The 16,336-nt window shown below is 67.3% G+C and carries 12 protein-coding genes and 1 riboswitch; of the genes, 5 read left to right on the plus strand and 7 right to left on the minus strand.

Translation table 11 applies throughout. The features are described 5' to 3' along the window. Window positions 1-573: 573 nt before the first annotated feature. The 6 genes from ACMPH2_RS07075 to ACMPH2_RS07100 all read right to left on the minus strand — a co-directional run bounded on the left by ACMPH2_RS07075 (window position 574) and on the right by ACMPH2_RS07100 (window position 8,660). Window positions 574-2,181: a xylulokinase gene (locus ACMPH2_RS07075; protein ID WP_417119043.1), complete on the minus strand. Its 1,608-nt coding sequence runs from the start codon at window positions 2,179-2,181 to the stop codon at window positions 574-576. 100 nt (window positions 2,182-2,281) lie between these two features. Beyond that, window positions 2,282-3,778 carry an L-arabinose isomerase gene (araA, locus tag ACMPH2_RS07080; RefSeq protein ID WP_417119044.1) on the minus strand — a complete coding sequence of 499 codons (1,497 nt, stop codon included), beginning with the start codon at window positions 3,776-3,778 and terminating at the stop codon, window positions 2,282-2,284. Between the two features lie 82 nt (window positions 3,779-3,860). Further along, window positions 3,861-4,850 (minus strand): ABC transporter permease, encoded by a 990-nt coding sequence (locus ACMPH2_RS07085; protein ID WP_009278616.1) that lies wholly within the window; start codon window positions 4,848-4,850, stop codon window positions 3,861-3,863. A gap of 12 nt (window positions 4,851-4,862) precedes the next feature. Then, window positions 4,863-6,356, minus strand: coding sequence for a sugar ABC transporter ATP-binding protein (locus ACMPH2_RS07090; protein WP_417119045.1), 1,494 nt, complete (start codon window positions 6,354-6,356; stop codon window positions 4,863-4,865). Window positions 6,357-6,372: 16 nt separating this feature from the next. Beyond that, a complete protein-coding gene (locus tag ACMPH2_RS07095) occupies window positions 6,373-7,323 on the minus strand; it encodes an ABC transporter permease (protein ID WP_072500212.1) in 951 nt (316 codons plus the stop codon). Window positions 7,324-7,463: 140 nt separating this feature from the next. Further along, window positions 7,464-8,660, minus strand: a complete 1,197-nt coding sequence (locus ACMPH2_RS07100) for a sugar ABC transporter substrate-binding protein (protein WP_083558326.1) — start codon at window positions 8,658-8,660, stop codon at window positions 7,464-7,466. A gap of 524 nt (window positions 8,661-9,184) precedes the next feature. Here ACMPH2_RS07100 and ACMPH2_RS07105 point away from each other — a divergent pair. Both ACMPH2_RS07105 and ACMPH2_RS07110 read left to right on the plus strand, forming a co-directional pair. After that, on the plus strand, window positions 9,185-10,549 hold the full coding sequence (locus ACMPH2_RS07105) for a PFL family protein (RefSeq protein WP_072500213.1): 1,365 nt from the start codon (window positions 9,185-9,187) through the stop codon (window positions 10,547-10,549). Window positions 10,550-10,561: 12 nt separating this feature from the next. After that, a complete protein-coding gene (locus tag ACMPH2_RS07110; protein ID WP_417119046.1) occupies window positions 10,562-11,542 on the plus strand; it encodes a serine hydrolase in 981 nt (326 codons plus the stop codon). An 88-nt stretch (window positions 11,543-11,630) separates the two neighbouring features. Here ACMPH2_RS07110 and murB read toward each other — a convergent pair whose 3' ends face one another. Next, window positions 11,631-12,554, minus strand: a complete 924-nt coding sequence (gene murB, locus ACMPH2_RS07115; protein ID WP_417119047.1) for a UDP-N-acetylmuramate dehydrogenase — start codon at window positions 12,552-12,554, stop codon at window positions 11,631-11,633. A gap of 279 nt (window positions 12,555-12,833) precedes the next feature. Beyond that, window positions 12,834-12,977: riboswitch (FMN riboswitch) on the plus strand. A 4-nt stretch (window positions 12,978-12,981) separates the two neighbouring features. Here murB and ACMPH2_RS07120 point away from each other — a divergent pair. Genes ACMPH2_RS07120 through ACMPH2_RS07130 form a run of 3 tightly spaced genes read left to right on the plus strand, consistent with a single transcriptional unit; the run spans window position 12,982 to window position 16,195 of the window. Beyond that, complete coding sequence (locus ACMPH2_RS07120) at window positions 12,982-13,560, plus strand: ECF transporter S component (RefSeq protein ID WP_417119048.1); 579 nt, start codon at window positions 12,982-12,984, stop codon at window positions 13,558-13,560. Between the two features lie 47 nt (window positions 13,561-13,607). Further along, a complete protein-coding gene (locus tag ACMPH2_RS07125; protein ID WP_417119049.1) occupies window positions 13,608-15,389 on the plus strand; it encodes an ABC transporter ATP-binding protein in 1,782 nt (593 codons plus the stop codon). Beyond that, the gene (locus ACMPH2_RS07130) at window positions 15,389-16,195 is read left to right on the plus strand and encodes an energy-coupling factor transporter transmembrane component T family protein (RefSeq protein ID WP_417119050.1); all 807 of its coding nucleotides are present in this window, start codon (window positions 15,389-15,391) and stop codon (window positions 16,193-16,195) included. Before ACMPH2_RS07125 ends, ACMPH2_RS07130 begins: the two co-directional genes overlap by 1 nt. Window positions 16,196-16,336: the final 141 nt, after the last annotated feature.

Below are 16,336 nucleotides of genomic sequence, written 5' to 3' on the forward strand. Positions count from 1 at the left end.
GCCGCAGAGAGCTTGGACCCTTTGGAGGCTGCATTTTATTCAGATTTGTAAACTATCGAATATTGTTCATGCGAAATTTGTATTCAGATTACTGGTCCTTTGCTTCGTCCTCAAAGGTCAGCGTCCTTCTCGACAAACACGATTCGCATGCATTCTTTTATGAGAGCCACTGCATAATTCATTCGTTCACATTTCCTACATAACTCACGCCGACGACGCACGATATCATGACGGATGGCTTCGAGCACCCACGACGTCAAACGCGCGTCTCTCAGCAAGAAATACGTCAAACGCGTCCGAAGCACTCACGTTTGCCCAGTTGAGCAGACGAGAAAAAACGCGTTGGACGTAGTCGAACAATTTTCGCACGCGTTCGACGTAGTCGAGCAACCCTCACACGCGTTCGACGTCGTGGGGACGTTCTCGCGCGCGTTGGACGTCATCGGCGGAGAGACGCACGCGTTCGACGTCGTGGGTGGGCATCGTGGGCAACGCGAGGCGGGCGCCGACCAACGTGCGGCCGACGCCCGTGCGTCAATCAAATCTTCAAAGTGGTAAGTGGTGAGACGTGGCCTACGCCAGTCGCGCCTCCGCAGCCTTCTCGGCCTCGTTCGCACGCCTGAAGTCGGCAAGCCAGGTCCTATAGCCCGCGACGTCGTCCGCATCGGGCTCGAGCGTCAGCTGCTCCATGCCCGCGAAGACGCGCTCGTCCAGGAAGCTCGGGAGCGACTGTCCCTCTGCCTTGTTGACCATGTACGAGGCGGCCACGGCCTGGCCCCAGGCGCCGCCCTCCCCTGCCGTCGCCATAACGGTGACAGGCGCCTCGAGCGCCGCCGCAAGCAGGCCCTGAGCCACCTTGGGCGTCTTGAAGATGCCCCCGTGCCCGTACAGCTTGTCGATGCGCACGCCCTCCTCGCGCAGGGCCTCGTTGCCTGCGGCCAGCGCGCCGAAGGCCGCCATGATGTGGCAGCGCATGAAGTTGGCGACGTCCAGCCGCGCGTTCTGCCTACGCAGGAAGAGGGGGAAGCCCGTCTGCACACCCATGACCGTCTCGCCCGAGACGAAGGGCAGCGACACCAGGCCGCCTGCGTCCCTCTCGCCCTTCAGCGCCTCGTTGAAGAGGGTGGTGAAGATGGCCCCCTTGTCCACCTCCTGGCCCATGACGCGCAGGAAGTCGGCCAGGAGGTCGACCCAGGCGTTGATGTCGGAGCTGCAGTTGTTGCAGTGGACCATGGCAACGGGGTCTCCCATGGGGGTGCAGACCAGGTCGATCAGGGGGTTGGAGGGGTCCTTGAGCGCGTGCTCGAGCACGACTATCGAGAATACCGAGGTGCCGGCAGACACGTTGCCCGTGCGCGGCGCCACCGCGTTGGTGGCGATCATCCCGGTGCCCGCGTCGCCCTCGGGCGGGCAGACGGGGCAGCCCGCCTCGAGGTCGCCGTCGTGGTCGAGGAAGCGGGCTCCCTCCTCGCTCAGGTGACCCGCCACCTCTCCGGCCACCATCACGCGGGGGAGAAGGTCCTCGACCCTCCACGCGACCCCCCTCTGGGACACGAGCTCGTCGAACTTGGCAACCATGCCAGCGTCGTAGCCCCTGGTGGCGGAGTCGATGGGGAACATGCCCGAGGCGTCGCCCACCGAGAGCACGTGCTCCCCCGTGAGCCTGCGGTGCGCGTAGCCCGCCAGGGTGGTGAGGCTCGCGATGCGGCCGACGTGCTCCTCCCCATCCAGGACGGCCTGGTAGAGGTGGCTCACGCTCCAGCGCTCGGGGATGTGGAAGCCGAAGAGCCCGGACAGTTCGTGGGCCGCGCGGGTCGTGGTGGTGTTGCGCCAGGTGCGGAAGGGCACGAGGAGCTCCCCCGCCGCGTCGAAGGGCAGGTAGCCGTGCATCATGGCGCTCACTCCCAGGCCGGCAACGCGGCGCAGGGTCACGCCGTAGCGCGCGAGCACGTCGGCCTTGAGGGCGGCGTAGGCGGCGGCGATGCCCTCGTCCAGCTCGCGCTGGGCGTAGGTCCAGTAGCCGTCGACCAGGGAGTTCTCCCAGTCGAAGGCGCCGATGGCGATGGGCTGGTCGTCGGCGTCGTCCAGGACGGCCTTGATGCGCGTCGATCCGTACTCGATGCCCAGGGTGCACTTCCCCGCCTCGAGCTCGGCGGCGATCTGTTGGGTGGTCTTCGTCATGTCTCCTCCAAGGGAAGGGCCGCAGCCCACAGAGAGCCGCGGCCCAGGTCAGCCAGAGATGCGCGTCGCCGCGGGGCAGGGTCCCGCGGCGCGCCAGGGCCTAGCGGTAGTACACCTCGCCCAGCTTGAGGTCGCGCTGGAAGTCGCGGAGCCTGGTGTTCTCGTCGATCACCACGGACTCGATGCCCATGGCCTCGGCCCAGTCGACCATCTGGTCTGCCGTGAGGTCGTAGGACATGGCGGTGTGGTGCGCCCCACCGGCGTAGATCCAGGCGGTGGTGCCCACCTTGAGGTCGGGGCGCGGGGTCCAGAAGACGGTGCCGGTGGGGAGCAGCGGCATGGGCTTCTCGACCTTCTTGCAGTCCACGTCCTGGATGATCAGGCGGAAGCGGTTGCCCAGGTCGACGAGGGAGGTGGCGATGGCGGGGCCGGTCTTGGCGGTGAAGATGAGGCGCGCGGGGTCCTCGCGGTCGCCCATCGAGAGCGGGGTCGCGCGGATCGAGACCTTGCCGTCGGCCACGGAGGGGTCGACCTCGGTCATGTGGGACTCGAGTATGCCCTCCTTGCCCTTGACCAGATTGTAGGTGTAGTCCTCCATGAGCGCGGAGCCCTTGGCGCCCGCCATGCCGGCGGTCATGACCTTCATCAGGCGCACCATGGCAGGGGTCTTCCAGTCGCCCTCGGGGCCGAAGCCGTAGCCCTTCTGCATGAGGCGCTGGATGGCCAGGGACGGCAGCTGCTTGAGCCCGCCCAGGTCGCCGAAGTGGTCCGAGAAGGCGTTGTAGCCGTGCTCGACCAGGAAGCGCTCGATGCCGATCTCCTGCGCGGCCTGCACCTCGACGTGACGGCGGAACTCCTCGGGGTCGCGGCCGTCCAGCACCAGGTCGTAGGTGTCGTAGTACTCGTCGGTCAGGGCCTTGACCTCGGCGTCCGTCACGCCCTCGACGAAGGGCACGAGGTCGTTCACGGGCCAGGCGTCGACGGTCCAGCCAAACTTGACCTCCGCCTCGATCTTGTCGCCGTCGGTCACCGCGACGTTGCGCATGGTGTCGGCGAAGCGGGCCACGCGGATGTTGCGGCTCTCGTTGACGCCCACGGCGACGCGCTGCCAGGCGCCCAGCTCGGCCTGGGCCTCGGGGTCCTTCCAGAAGCCGAAGACAACCTTGTGGTTCCAGCGCATGCGGGCGAAGATGTGCCCCAGCTCGCGCTCGCCGTGGGCGGCCTGGTTCTCGTTCATGAAGTCCATGTCGATGGTGTCGTAGGGGATCTCCTCGTTGTACTGCGTCGCGAACTGGCACAGCGGCTTGCGGAGGTCCTGGAGGCCCAGGATGTAGGACTTCGCGGGCGAGAAGGTGTGCGCCCAGGTGATGATGCCGGCGCACTCGTCGTCCACGTTGGCCGCGTTGAAGGTGGCGCGGATCACGTCGCTGGTGAGCAGGTTGGGCTTGAGCACGACCTCGAAGGGGACGAGCTCGCTGGCGTTGAGCTCGGCCACGACCTCGGCCGCGTGTTGGGCGACGTGCTCGAGCACCTCGTCGCCATAGAGGTCCTGGGTGCAGGGGCAGAACCAGAACTTGTACTGCTTGATCTTCAGCATGAAGAGCCTCCTTTTGCGAGCCGCGCTTTCGCGGCGATGCCGTTCGGGAGGGGAGGTCCCGGGAGGGGCCTCCCCCAGAGAGCTACTTGATGACCTGGTTGCCCTCGCGGTCAGAGAAGAGCGCCAGGAAGATCAGGAACACGATGCCCATGATGAGCTGCTTGGGCGCCGCCTCGAAGCCCATCATCGAGAGGCCGCGGTCCAGGATGCAGTAGGTCAGGACGCCCACGACGATGTTGGAGAAGCGCACCTTGGCGCCGCCCGAGATGGGCAGGCCTCCCAGGACGAGGGCGAGCATGATCTGGGTCTCCATCATGTTGCCGCCGGTGGCCGTGACCGAGCCGTTGCGGATGGCCAGGATGAAGGCGGCGAATCCCGTGATGCAGCCTGCCGCCACGTAGACCAGGACCTTGGTGCGCTGGACGTCGATGCCCGCGAAGCGCGCCGCCGTCTGCCCCGCGCCGATGGCCTTGAGGTTCGAGCCCAGCGGCGTGAAGGTGAACACGGCATAGAAGACCACGAGGCAGGCGATGGTGATGGCCATGAGCAGCGTGGGGTTGTTGAGGTCGGCCTGCAGGTAGCCGGCACCCTGTGCGGGCGAGTTGGTGGTGAGGAAGGCCACCACGCCGCGGAGCAGGAACATGGTGCAGATCGTGACGATGAACGAGGCTATCTGCCTCCGCACGTGGAAGTACGCGTTGACCGCGCCGATCGCGGCGCCTGTGGCGATTCCGCCCAGGACGGCCAGGACCGGGTTGACCTGCGAGAGGTAGCACACCACGATGCAGCAGACGCCAATCATGGAGCCCTGGCTGAAGTCGAGCGAGCCCATGGACATGATCATGAACACGCCGATGGCCGCAATCATGAGCACGTAGGTCGAGTTGAGGATGAGCCTGATGTTCTTGACCTGGACGAGCTTTCCGCCGGTGGCGACGGCAAAGAACAGGAAGATCAGGAGGAAGCCGAGCAGCGGCAGGATGGATCGCGCGTTGATCTTGGAGAGAAGTCCGGACTTGGTCTGCTCGTCACTCTCGCCTGCCACGGTGGCAACGCCGTTGGTTTCAGTCATCTTGTTCGCCTCCTAAACCATCAGAGAGATGAGGTCTTGCTCGCTCAGGTCGCGGGAGCGCTTGAGTTCGCCGTTGATCTTGTGGTCCTTCATCACGAGGATGCGGTCGCACATGCCGATGAGCTCCATGATCTCTTCCGAGATGACGAGGATGGCCTTGCCGTCCCTGCGCATCTGGTCCATGAGGGCGTAGATGTCGGCCTTGACCTTGATGTCGATGCCGCGGGTGGGCGAGTCGAGCAGGAGGATGTCGGACTCGGCGCCCAGCCAGCGCGCCAGGACGACCTTCTGCTTGTTGCCGCCCGAGAGCGCGGAGACGAACTGGCTCACGCCGACCATCTTGACCGACATGTCCTTGGCGTAGCGCTCCGCGAACTCGCGTTGCCTCTTTGCCGAGAGGGGCAACCCCATCTTGCGCAGCGAGGGCAGCGTGACGTTGTCCTGGATGGTGTCGGCGATGAGGAGCGACTCGTTGTCGCGGTCCTTCGAGGCGTAGGCGATGGAGTGGTCGATGGCGCAGTTGATGCTGTCGACGCTCGTGCCGTCCGAGAGCGTGACCTCGCCCGTGCGCTCGTATGAGGCGCCGAAGAGGGCCTTGCCCACCTCGTGCATGCCGCATTCGGAGAGGCCACCGATGCCCAGGATCTCTCCCCTGTGCAGCTCGAGCGAGACGTCCTCGAGCTGGCCGGGGACGCTGACACCCCTCATGGAGAGGGCCACGCCCGCGGCGAGCGACTCGCCGTAGTCCTCGCGGTAGTAGTGACCGCTCATCTGGCGGCCGACCATGAGGGTCTTGAGCTCCTCCTCGGTCACGTCCTTGGCGCTGACGGTCTTGATGAACTCTCCGTCGCGCAGGATGCTGATCGTGTCGGACATCGAGAGGACCTCGGCCATGTCGTGGCTGATGAAGATCACGGTGCGACCGTCGTCGCGGACCTTGTTCATGACGCTGAAGAGCTTGTAGCGGCCGTTCTGGCTGAGGGCCGTGGTGGTCTCGTCCACGACGAGGACCTTGGGCGCGAACCAGGTGGAGCGCACGATCTCGACGAGCTTGCGGTCCTCGAAGTTGTAGTTCTCGATGGGGTCCGAGGCCTTGATGTAGTCCAGGTCGTAGTCCGAGAGGAGCTCCTGCGCCTTCTTGTACATGGCGCGGGTGTTCTTGATCCCCCCGCTGATGAACTGGTCCTCGTCGCCGAGGAACATGTTTTCGGCGACGGTGAGGCCGTCGAGGGTGCCCTGCTCCTGGACGATGACGGCGGCGCCGTGGTGGTTGGCGTCGACCTGGTTCCTGGGGGCGATCTTCTGGCCGTCCAGCTCGAACGTGCCCTCGCCGATGGTGATGATGCCGGTGAGCATGTTGGTGAAGGTCGACTTGCCGGAGCCGTTCTCGCCTATGAGGGCGTGCACCTCTCCCTTGTAGAAGTCCAGGGAGACGTGGTCGACCGCGTGCGTGGGCCCGAAGCGCTTGTCGATGCCCACGGCATGGAGCATGATTTCCCTTGCCATCCTGCGTCCTCCCTTCCTACTTGACGACGGCGCCGTTGCGACGCTTGGTGGTGAGCGTGACGATGGCGAGCAGCGTCGCGCCGGTGACGATGTTGTTGACGGTTGTGGGCATGCCCAGGGCGACGAAGCCCGCGAAGATCATGGCCACGATGTACTCGCCGATGAGGATGGACACCACGGGGTGGCCGTACTTCTTGAAGGCCAGGCCGAAGAAGGTGCCCATGAGCGGCTGGAAGTTGAGCGCCTGCGAGAGCATGCCGGTCTGGGGCGTCTGCGCGGTGCCGTAGCCCAGGTAGAGGATGGACATGATGCCCATGAAGGTGCCGCAGAGCATGAAGGCGATGGCCTTGTAGCGGTCGACGTCGACGCCCATGTTCTTTGCTACGAGCTCGTTGGCTCCGATGGCGTTGGTGTAGGTGCCCACCTTGGTGTACTTGAGGATGAACCAGCAGAGCAGGAAGGCGAGCAGCGCCACCACGAGGTTCCAGGGGTAGGAGCCGAAGAGCTTGTAGGAGTCGCTCAGGCGCGTGCCGTTCACGTTGGCAATCCAGACGGAGAAGCTCTCGTAGATGAGCGAGAGGCCCGTGGTCACGATGATCGACGGGATGTGCATCTTGATGTAGGCAATGCCGTTGCAGAAGCCCAGGGCGAGGCCGACCAGGATGGGCACGACGATGACCGAGACCCAGCCGAGCTGGGGCGTCAGGGCGATGGCCGCGAGCTCTGAGACGATCAGGATGGAGCCGATGGAGAAGTCGAAGAGTCCCATGACGCAGATGAAGTACATGCCACAGCCGCCCACCGCGTAGATGAGGGCGGTCTGCAGGTACGAGGTGAGCTTGTCGGGCGAGCCGAAGGTGTCGGGAGACGAGACCTTGAACACGGCCCAGATCGCCGCGGCGATGAGCAGGAGCAGCCCCACCCCGTACCACTGGCTCTGCCGGGCCTTCTTCAGAAACGATTGCATCAATCGCCCCTTCCTCATGTTGCTGACAGGCGTTTCGCAGTGAATTGGAGGGAATCCGAGGACTCTCGGGCTCCCTCCGATTCGGATGCCGCTATGGTGCCGGCCTGGCCGACGTCAGGCGCTGCCCGGGCGTTGCGGGCCTAGGCGTGACGGGTCTTGACGTCCTCGATGCTGAGCGACGTGGCGGCCTTGTTGAGGTCGTCGAAGCTCTTCTCCGCGAGTGCCTTGATCTCGTCGTCGGTGTAGGGGGCGTCGTTCACGAAGTACTTCTCGTAGTCGGCGTACTCATCGGAGCTCGAGACGTAGACGTAGGGGAACTTGATCTCGGCGCCGAACTCGCCCTCCTTGACCTCGAGCTTGCCGGTGCAGGCCTGGTAGGTGAGCATGAAGGCGTACAGGGGGTCGCAGAAGTGGCCGCCGGACTCGGCGAAGATGCCGCCGGAGGTGAGCTGGTCGGCGAGGTCGGACAGGAAGTCGGTGGAGACGACCGAGATCTTGCCCGTGAGGCCCATGTTGGCGAGCTGGCCGATGGAGCCCACCAGCGGGTCGCCGCCGCCGCCGGCGACGATCAGGGCGTCGATGTCCGGGTTGGTGTTGACGAACTGCTCGGTGACCTTGGCGCCCTCGGCCGAGGAGGTGTTGGCGTAGACGGGCTCGGTCATGGTCGCCTGGTCGCTGGGGTGAGCGGCGTTCCACTCCTCGAGGCCCTCCTTGTAGCCCTGCCAGCGCAGCTGGAAGGTGGCGTCGCCGACGGTCCATCCCTCGAGGCAGATGTGGCGGGCGCCGGTCTTGTTGGGGCCACCCTTCTCGAGCAGGAGGCCCATCAGGGTCTTGCCGTTGAGGACCTCGTCCTCGTGGACGGCTCCGACGTAGTACTTGGAGCTCTTGGCCGCGGCGTAGACGTCGGGCGAGGCGGTCTCGGAGATGATGCGGTAGAACTGCGTGACGTACATCTCGTTCTCGTTGCAGGTGTTGATGACGGAGGTCATCTCGGAGTCCGCGGAGTTGCAGATGATCATGCCGTTGCAGCCGGCCGCGGCGAGGGTCTCGGCGGAGGCGGTGACCTGCTCGGAGACGTGGCCCTGGTCGACGACGGTGGTCTCGACGCCCAGGATGCTCGCGGCCTTCTTCACGATGTCGACCGAGAGGGAACCAAGTGCGTCGGTGGAGCTCCAGATGGAGACGCCGATCTTGACGTCCTTGCCCGACGCGTCGGAGCTGCCGGAGTCGGAGCTGCCGGACCCGCCGCTGCAGGCCGCGAGCACGGATGCCGCGCCCAGGCCCGCGCCGGTGACGCCCGAAAGCTTGAGGAAATCGCGCCTAGAGAGATTGCCCATTCCAAGTACTCCCTTCAAGAACCTTCCCGACCAAACAGTCGCCTTCGTGGGTGCCGTGGCACCCGTCTGCGGACCCTCTCGCCTGTCGTCCCCTGGCCCCTGTTGTTTAGGTCTCTGTTTACTGCCCACAAGAGAGAAAAACGACGGTCCGGACCTCGAAGAACGCCCCCCATGTAAGAAAGTTCCGCAGAACATGCGGGTCAATGTGACGTGTTTCGTTCATCGACCCTTTGCCTAACAACGTTGTAGCCTCTCTGGCACGTTCGCGAAACTCATTTGCCCGCGAACGGTTACAAAACAGTTGTGAACGGAGAAACATCAGTTAAATGGCAGTGTGTGAGGACTATTTTAGTAATTCGAAACTGAACATTTATGGCTTTGTTCACCTAACAATTTGGATGGGTGCCAGAGAGTTGGTCTGGCAGGAGGAGCCCGGGAGGAGTCGGGCCCCTCTGCCCCACACGCGGCCCGCCAATACGCAACAATAGCCAGTGCAATAGAGCGCGGAAGAGAGAAGGAGCCCCATGGCAATCACCCCCGAAGAGGTCCGCGAGACCCTCGACATGGTCTCTCGCCAGAACCTCGACCTCAGGACCATCACCATGGGCGTCTCGCTCTTCGGCTGCGCCGACGAGGACATGGCGCGCATGTGCACCAAGATATACGACCGCATCACGACGACGGCCGAGCGCCTGGTGCCCGTCGCCAGCGAGCTCGAGCGCGAGTACGGCATCCCCATCGCCAACAGGCGCGTCTCGGTCACCCCCGTGGCGCAGATCGCTGCCGCCTGCCCCGACCGGGACCTCTCGCCCATCGCGCGGGCGATGAACCGCGCGGCCGAGACCCTGGGCATCGACTTCATGGGCGGCTTCTCGGCGCTCGTCCAGAAGGGCATGGGAGCCACCGACCGCCGCCTCATCGACTCCATCCCGACGGCGCTCGCCTCCACCGAGCGCGTCTGCTCCAGCGTCAACGCGGCCAGCCTGCGCGCCGGCATCAACATGGACGCCGTGCTGCTCTTGGCCCAGAAGATGGTGGAGTGCGCCGAACTCACCCAGGACATCGACTGCTACGGCGCCGCGAAGCTCGTGGTCTTCTCCAATATGGTAGAGGACTCCCCCTTCATGGCGGGCGCCGTCCATGGCGGCGGCGAGGCCGACGCGGTCATCAACGTGGGCGTCTCGGGCCCGGGAGTGATGGCCGCAGCCCTCGGGGAGCTGCCACCGGACGCGGACCTCACCGAGGTGGCCGAGCGCATCAAGCAGACCGCCTTCAAGATCACCCGCGCCGGGGAGCTCATGTGCCGCGAGGCGGCGCGGCGCCTGGGCGCCGAGAGGGGCATCGTGGACCTGAGCCTGGCACCCACCCCGTCGGCGGGCGACTCCGTGGCCCAGATCCTCGAGATCATAGGCGTAGGCGAGTGCGGGGGGCCCGGCACCACCTGCGCCCTCGCCCTGCTCAACGACGCCGTCAAGAAGGGCGGCGTCATGGCCAGCTCCATCGTGGGCGGCCTGTCCGGCGCGTTCATCCCCGTCTCGGAGGACGCGGGCATGATCCGAGCCGCCCAGGACGGGGCCCTCAGCCTCGAGAAGCTCGAGGCCATGACCTGCGTCTGCTCCGTGGGGCTCGACATGATCGCCATCCCCGGCGACACCTCGGTCGAGACCATCGCCGGCATCATCGCCGACGAGATGGCCATCGGCGTGATCAACGCCAAGACCACGGCCGTGAGGCTGATCCCCGCCATAGGCAAGCGAGAGGGCGACGTCCTCGAGTTCGGCGGCCTCTTCGGCTCCGCCCCGGTCATGCCCGTGAACCGCTTCGCGGGAGACGTGCTGGCGCATCGCGGCGGCCGCTTCCCCGCCCCGCTCAACTCGCTCAAGAACTAGCCCGGGGCTGGGATGGAGCCCAGGCCGAGGCCGAGGGGACCCAAGGGCCGCGAGCCCCTGCTCCCCTACAACTTCCTCGAGGTGTCGCTGGTGACCCTCTCCATCGCCGCCCTGAGCCTCGCCTGGCCCCTGGGTCTGGGCGAGCTCGTGGTCGGGACGCACGACGGGGCGGAGGCTGCGGCCGCAGACCCCGACGAGTCGCTGCCCTCGGACGAGCTCCTCTCGCTCGAGCTCCCCGACGCGTCCCTCACGGCTCTGGGGCATCCCCGACCGCAGACCATAGCCTGCATGAGCGCCGTCCAGGAGGAGATCGTCCGCCTCGCCGCGCAGGGGGTGGACGTGGGCTTCTGCCTGCGCGACCTCGACGGCAACGAGTTCGTGGCCTACCAGGCGAACAGGGACTTCTACACCGCGAGCAGCATCAAGGGGCCCTACGTGGCCTCGCTCCTCGAGCGGCGCGTGGACGGGGGCGACCTCCCCCTGGGCGACGTCGCCTCCCGCGTGAGGAGCATCGTCCTCTATTCGGACAACGACGCCTACGCGAGCCTGGTCGACCAGTACGGCGAGGAAGGCTTCGCAGGATGGCTCGAAGAGGCCGGCGTCGACACCGGCGTCTACGACGACCTCGGCGCGTACGCGGAAACGAAGTACCCCCGAAGCACCCCCTCGCAGCTGGCAGACGAGTGGGAGGGCATCCATGCCTACCTGGGCCACAGGACGAAGGCCTCCGAGCTCCTTGCGGGCCTCTTCGAGGAACGCGAGACGAGCCCCATCAGGGATGCGCTGGGCAGCGACGCGCGCAGCTGGTCGAAGGCGGGCTGGTTCCCCACGCGCGAGAGCGATCTCGTGACCCCGGCGGCCAACGACGCCGGCATCGTGCTCCACAAGAACGGGAGCGGCTACGTGCTGGCCGTCATGTCAACCTCACCAGCTGACCTCGACGCACTCGAGGGCCTCATCCGGGCGCTGGACGAGCTGAGCCTCAGCCTCTGACCTTCCCGCGGCATGGCAGGGACTCGCGGGCCAGGCGCCCGCGGTCCTCTCGCCCGGCGCACCCTTGTCTGCCGAGGCGTCGGCACCCCTAGCCCAGGAAGAGCACCTCGGGCTCGAGCCTCACGCCAAACTGGCGCATGACCTCGTCCTGCACGTGCTCGATCACGGCATGGACGTCCGCTGCCGTGGCGTCGCCCACGTTGACCACGAAGCCGGCGTGCTTGGTCGAGACCTCCGCGCCGCCCGAGCGCCAGCCCTGCAAGCCAGCGTCCATGATCAGCTTGCCCGCGAAGTGGCCCTCGGGGCGCTTGAAGGTCGAGCCGGCACTGGGAAGTTCCAGGGGCTGCTTCTCCTCGCGGCGGCGGGTGAGGTCGTCCATCGTGGCGCGGATCTGCGCGGGGTCCTTGGGCTCGAGGTCGAAGGTGGCCGAGACCACCACAAGGCCGTCCGTGCGGATGCGACTGCTGCGGTAGCCCAGGGCGAGCTCGCCTGCGGGGATGGTGGCCAGGCTGCCGTCGGGCATGACCACGCGCACGCTCGCGAGGACGTCGGACATGCTGCCGCCGTAGGCGCCGGCGTTCATGAAGCAGGCGCCGCCGATGGAGCCGGGGATGCCGCAGGCGAACTCGAGGCCGGCGAGCCCCAGCTCGCAGGCCATCTCGGCGGCCTCCTTGAGGGTCACGCCAGCCTGGCAGGTCATCTGGGTGCCGTCGACCGACACGTTTACCAGGTCCTCTGCCATGGCGATGATGACGCCGCGGTAGCCCTCGTCAGAGACGAGCAGGTCGCTCCCGCGACCGAGGACGAAGTGGGGCACCCCCGCCTCGCGGCAGGCGGCGAGCACGTCACGCAGCTCCTCGACGTCCTCGGGAATGGCGTAGAGGTCGGCAGGCCCGCCGATCTGGAAGCTGGTGTGCCGGCTCATGGGCTCGTCTTCCAGGACGTTCTCCTCGCCCACGATGGAGCGCAGCCTCCAGGCGAGTCCCTGCAAGTGGTCGCCGCTCTCTGACATCCCGAATCACTCTCCCCGTCGCGCTCCCCGGCGCGGCTCGTCTGGCACGGCGCCCTCGTGGCGCCGCCGTCGCAGCAGATTATAGGTTGCTTGGCGGTGGCGGGGGCCGTTTGAGGCGACCGTACCTGGACACCCCGCCAAAAACTGCGCACGGAAGCTCCGAGTTGTGGGGGGACGCATTGTGCACGACGACGCTGGCTGACCATATGCAGCGAAAGGCACCTCTTGCGGAAATCCCGTGCGCGGTCTTTCTCGGCACGAGAAGTGCTATAGTCACGCAGACAGTTTCGGGGCGGGGTGAGATTCCCCACTGGCGGTGATGGGCGCGAAGTTCGCCCGAGTCCGCGCGCCGCACAGAAAAGAGCGGCTGACCTGGTGTGATTCCAGGACCAACGGTCAAAGTCCGGATGAGAGAAACGAGGCCACCATGGCACAGGACTCCACCATGCGTCACGACACCCACTCCACCACCGAGCAGCGCGGCTGGTCGACCAAGCGCATCGCCGTCACGGCGCTCTTCTGCGCCGTCGCCGCCATCGCCACCCTCTTCCTGGAGTTCCCCATCCTCCCGGGCGTGTCCTGGCTCAAGTACGACCCCTCCGGCATCGTGGCCCTCATCGCGGGCTTCGCCTTCGGCCCCGCCACCGCCGCCGCGGTCTCCGTCATCCCCTACCTGGTGCACCTGGCGACGGCCAGCGGCATCTACGGTGTGATCATGGCCGTACTGGCGACCTTCTCGCTCGCGGTCCCCGCAGCCCTCGTGTACCGTCGCGACACCAGCCTGCGCGGCGCCATCCTGGGCATGGTCGTGGGTGCCGTGGTCTGCCTGGTCGCCTGCATCCTGGGTAACGTCGTCATCACCCCCTTCTACGCGGGCATGCCCGTCGACGCCGTCGTCGCGCTGATCGTCCCCGCGCTCCTTCCCTTCAACCTGATCAAGATCGCCCTCAACTGCGTGGTGTGCGCGCTGGTCTACAAGCCCGTCACCAAGGCCCTGGGCAACTAGGCCGCGACTTGGAACCTGCTGCCGCCAGAGGCGCCGCGGGCGACCCCGTGCTGAGGCTCTCGCACGTCACCCTCGACTACGAGGGCGGCGTGCGAGCGCTTGATGACGTGTCCCTGGAGGTCGCGCGAGGCGAGCGTCTCTGCGTCCTGGGCGCCAACGGCTCCGGCAAGTCGACGCTCGCGAGCGTGCTCTGCGGCCTGCTCGCACCCGACGCGGGCGACGTCGAGCTGGTGGGGCGGCGCGTGCTTGTGGGCGGAAAGGTCGACTTCGCCGCCTACCGCCTGGCCCGGCGCAGCCTGGGCCTGGTCTTCCAGAACCCGGACGACCAGATTGTGACCTCCGTGGTCGCGGAGGACGTCGCCTTCGGCCCCGAGAACCTGGGCGTCCCCTCGGAGCAGATTGGCGAACGCGTAGCCCGGGAGCTCCACCGCGTGGCCCTGGACGACTACGCGCAGGCCGACCCGACCCGGCTCTCGGGAGGGCAGAAGCAGCGCGTCGCCATCGCCGGGGCGCTGGCCATGGAGCCCGAGGCCCTCGTCCTGGACGAGCCCGGCGCCCTCCTCGACGTGCGCGGACGCCGCTCGATCATGCGCGTCATGGCACGCCTCGCCACAGCCGGGACGACCGTCGTCCACGTGACCCACTTCATGGAGGAGGCCCTGGAGGCCGACCGCGTCGTCGTGATGTCCCACGGGAGGGTCGCGCTCGAGGGCACGGCGACCGAGGTCTTCTCGCACGCGGGAGAGCTTGCCGAGCTGGGGCTCGAGGAGCCCTTCGCGGCGCACCTGGCGGAGGCGCTGCGCGAACGCGGGCTCGCCCTGCCCTGGACCTGCGACGGAGAGCAGCTGGCGGGGGACGTACTCAGGCTCTGCGGGCGCGGCGACCGCACGCCGCAGGACGGCGGGCGAGAGAATCCGCGGCAGGTCTCGCCCGTACCCGCCCAGGTGGCGGACGCCGGGGAGCCGGCCGCCATCGAGCTCTTGCACGTCCGCTACTCGTATCGCGACGAGGACGCCCGCAGCGACGCGCGGCCGGCGCTCGACGGGGTGTCGCTGCGCGTCGCGCGTGGCAGCACCTGCGCCATCGTGGGCCAGACCGGCTCGGGGAAGTCCACCCTCCTGCGCATCGTCTGCGGCCTGGAGGCACCCGACGCGGGAGAGGTGCGCGTCGGCGGGAGGGCCATCGCCACGCGCCGCGACCGCCTGCGGCTGCAGGGGGGCATCGGCTACGTGATGCAACATCCCGAGCGGCAGCTCTTCGCCCAGACCGTCGCCGAGGACGTGGCCTTCGGCCCCCGCAACCTCGGGCTTCGCGGCAGGGCCCTCGACGAGAGGGTCGCGCTTGCACTCGAGATCGTGGGGCTCTCACACAAGGCCGAGGCCTCGCCCTTCGAGCTCTCGGGCGGGCAGCAGCGCATGTGCGCCATCGCGGGCGTGCTCGCCATGCAGCCGGAGGTCCTGGTCCTGGACGAGCCCACCGCGGGCCTCGACCCGAGGGGCCGCAGGAAGCTGAGGCGGCTCCTCGACGAGGTCCACGCGCGAGGCGTGACCGTTGTGCAGGTCACCCACTCCATGGAGGACGCCGCCCGCTGCGAGCGGGTCGTGGTGCTCGACCGCTCCCACGTGCTGGCGAGCGGAACGCCGCGCGAGGTGTTCCGCGGCGCCAACGAGGGGCGGCTGCGCGAGACGGGCCTGGGCCTGCCCCGCGCGCTCGAGTGGGCGCGCACGCTCGAGTCGCGGGGCGTCGCGGACCTGGGCGAGCCCCTCGTCCTGGACGAGCTCGCCGACCGGCTGGCCGCGCTCCTGCCGACCGGGGGAGGCGAGGCCTGATGGCGCTCAGGATACGCATGGGCCAGTACTACCCCGGAGACTCCCCCATCCATCGCCTGGACCCGCGTGCCAAGGTGACCGCCGCGCTGGCCGTCATGGTCTCGGTCTTCGCCATCTCGACGCCGCTCCAGCTCGCCTTCGGCTTCGCGTTCGCGCTCGCCCTCCTGGCCCTGGCGCAGGTGCCCGCGCACAAGGTCCTGGAGTCGATCCGTCCCCTGGTGGCGATGCTCCTCGTGCTGGGCCTGGTGAACCTCCTGGTCAACCGGAGCGGGGAGGTCGTGTGGCGGCTTGGCGTTCTGGCGATCACCACCGGCGGCCTGCGCGCTGCCTTCGTCTACAGCCTGCGCCTGGTCATCGCCGTGGTGGCGGCCGCCCTCATGCTGCTCACCACCACGCCCACCCAGCTCACGGACGCCTTCGACGCGGGGCTCGCGCCGCTCGCGCGCCTGGGGCTGCCCGGCCACGAGCTGGCCATGGTCTTCTCGCTCATGCTGCGCTTCATCCCCACCCTCGCCGACGAGACCCAGTCCATCCTGGACGCGCAGGCGTCGCGCGGGGGACGGCTCCTCGCCGGCAGCCCGGTCCGGCGGATACGTGCCGTGGGGGCGATCCTCGTGGCGCTGCTCGCGAGCTCAATCCACCACGCGGAGGGCCTCTCGCGCGCGCTCGACGCCCGCTGCTACGAGGGCGGGGCCGAGCGCAGCCACTGGCACCCGCTGCACATGCGTGGCGCGGACTGGCTCGCCGTGGGCGCCACGACGGCATACGTCGCGGCGCTGGTGGCGCTGGGACTCACGTCGCTGTAGCTCGCGGCGCCGAGGCCGCCGGGACAACGCGCCCCGGCTGCAACCCTGCCTCAATCGCGTCCCCGCCGCCGGAAGCCGGGGCCACTCCTTGCCGCTGGGAGCCAGAGTCATGCCCTTGCCACCGGAAGCCAGATGTGGGTG

The sequence above is a fragment of the Olsenella phocaeensis genome, from assembly GCF_048189965.1.
GTDB classification, from domain to species: Bacteria; Actinomycetota; Coriobacteriia; order Coriobacteriales; family Atopobiaceae; genus Olsenella_I; species Olsenella_I phocaeensis.

Bases quoted from the DNA above. Each gene is read 5' to 3' on its own strand.
- ACMPH2_RS07120 (WP_417119048.1), top strand. From the start codon at position 12,982: ATGGCACAGGACTCCACCATGCGTCACGACACCCACTCCACCACCGAG.
- ACMPH2_RS07130 (WP_417119050.1), top strand. From the start codon at position 15,389: ATGGCGCTCAGGATACGCATGGGCCAGTACTACCCCGGAGACTCCCCC.
- ACMPH2_RS07090 (WP_417119045.1), bottom strand. From the start codon at position 6,356: ATGGCAAGGGAAATCATGCTCCATGCCGTGGGCATCGACAAGCGCTTC.
- ACMPH2_RS07085 (WP_009278616.1), bottom strand. From the start codon at position 4,850: ATGACTGAAACCAACGGCGTTGCCACCGTGGCAGGCGAGAGTGACGAG.
- murB (WP_417119047.1), bottom strand. From the start codon at position 12,554: ATGTCAGAGAGCGGCGACCACTTGCAGGGACTCGCCTGGAGGCTGCGC.
- ACMPH2_RS07100 (WP_083558326.1), bottom strand. From the start codon at position 8,660: ATGGGCAATCTCTCTAGGCGCGATTTCCTCAAGCTTTCGGGCGTCACC.
- ACMPH2_RS07110 (WP_417119046.1), top strand. From the start codon at position 10,562: ATGGAGCCCAGGCCGAGGCCGAGGGGACCCAAGGGCCGCGAGCCCCTG.
- ACMPH2_RS07095 (WP_072500212.1), bottom strand. From the start codon at position 7,323: ATGCAATCGTTTCTGAAGAAGGCCCGGCAGAGCCAGTGGTACGGGGTG.
- araA (WP_417119044.1), bottom strand. From the start codon at position 3,778: ATGCTGAAGATCAAGCAGTACAAGTTCTGGTTCTGCCCCTGCACCCAG.
- ACMPH2_RS07105 (WP_072500213.1), top strand. From the start codon at position 9,185: ATGGCAATCACCCCCGAAGAGGTCCGCGAGACCCTCGACATGGTCTCT.
- ACMPH2_RS07075 (WP_417119043.1), bottom strand. From the start codon at position 2,181: ATGACGAAGACCACCCAACAGATCGCCGCCGAGCTCGAGGCGGGGAAG.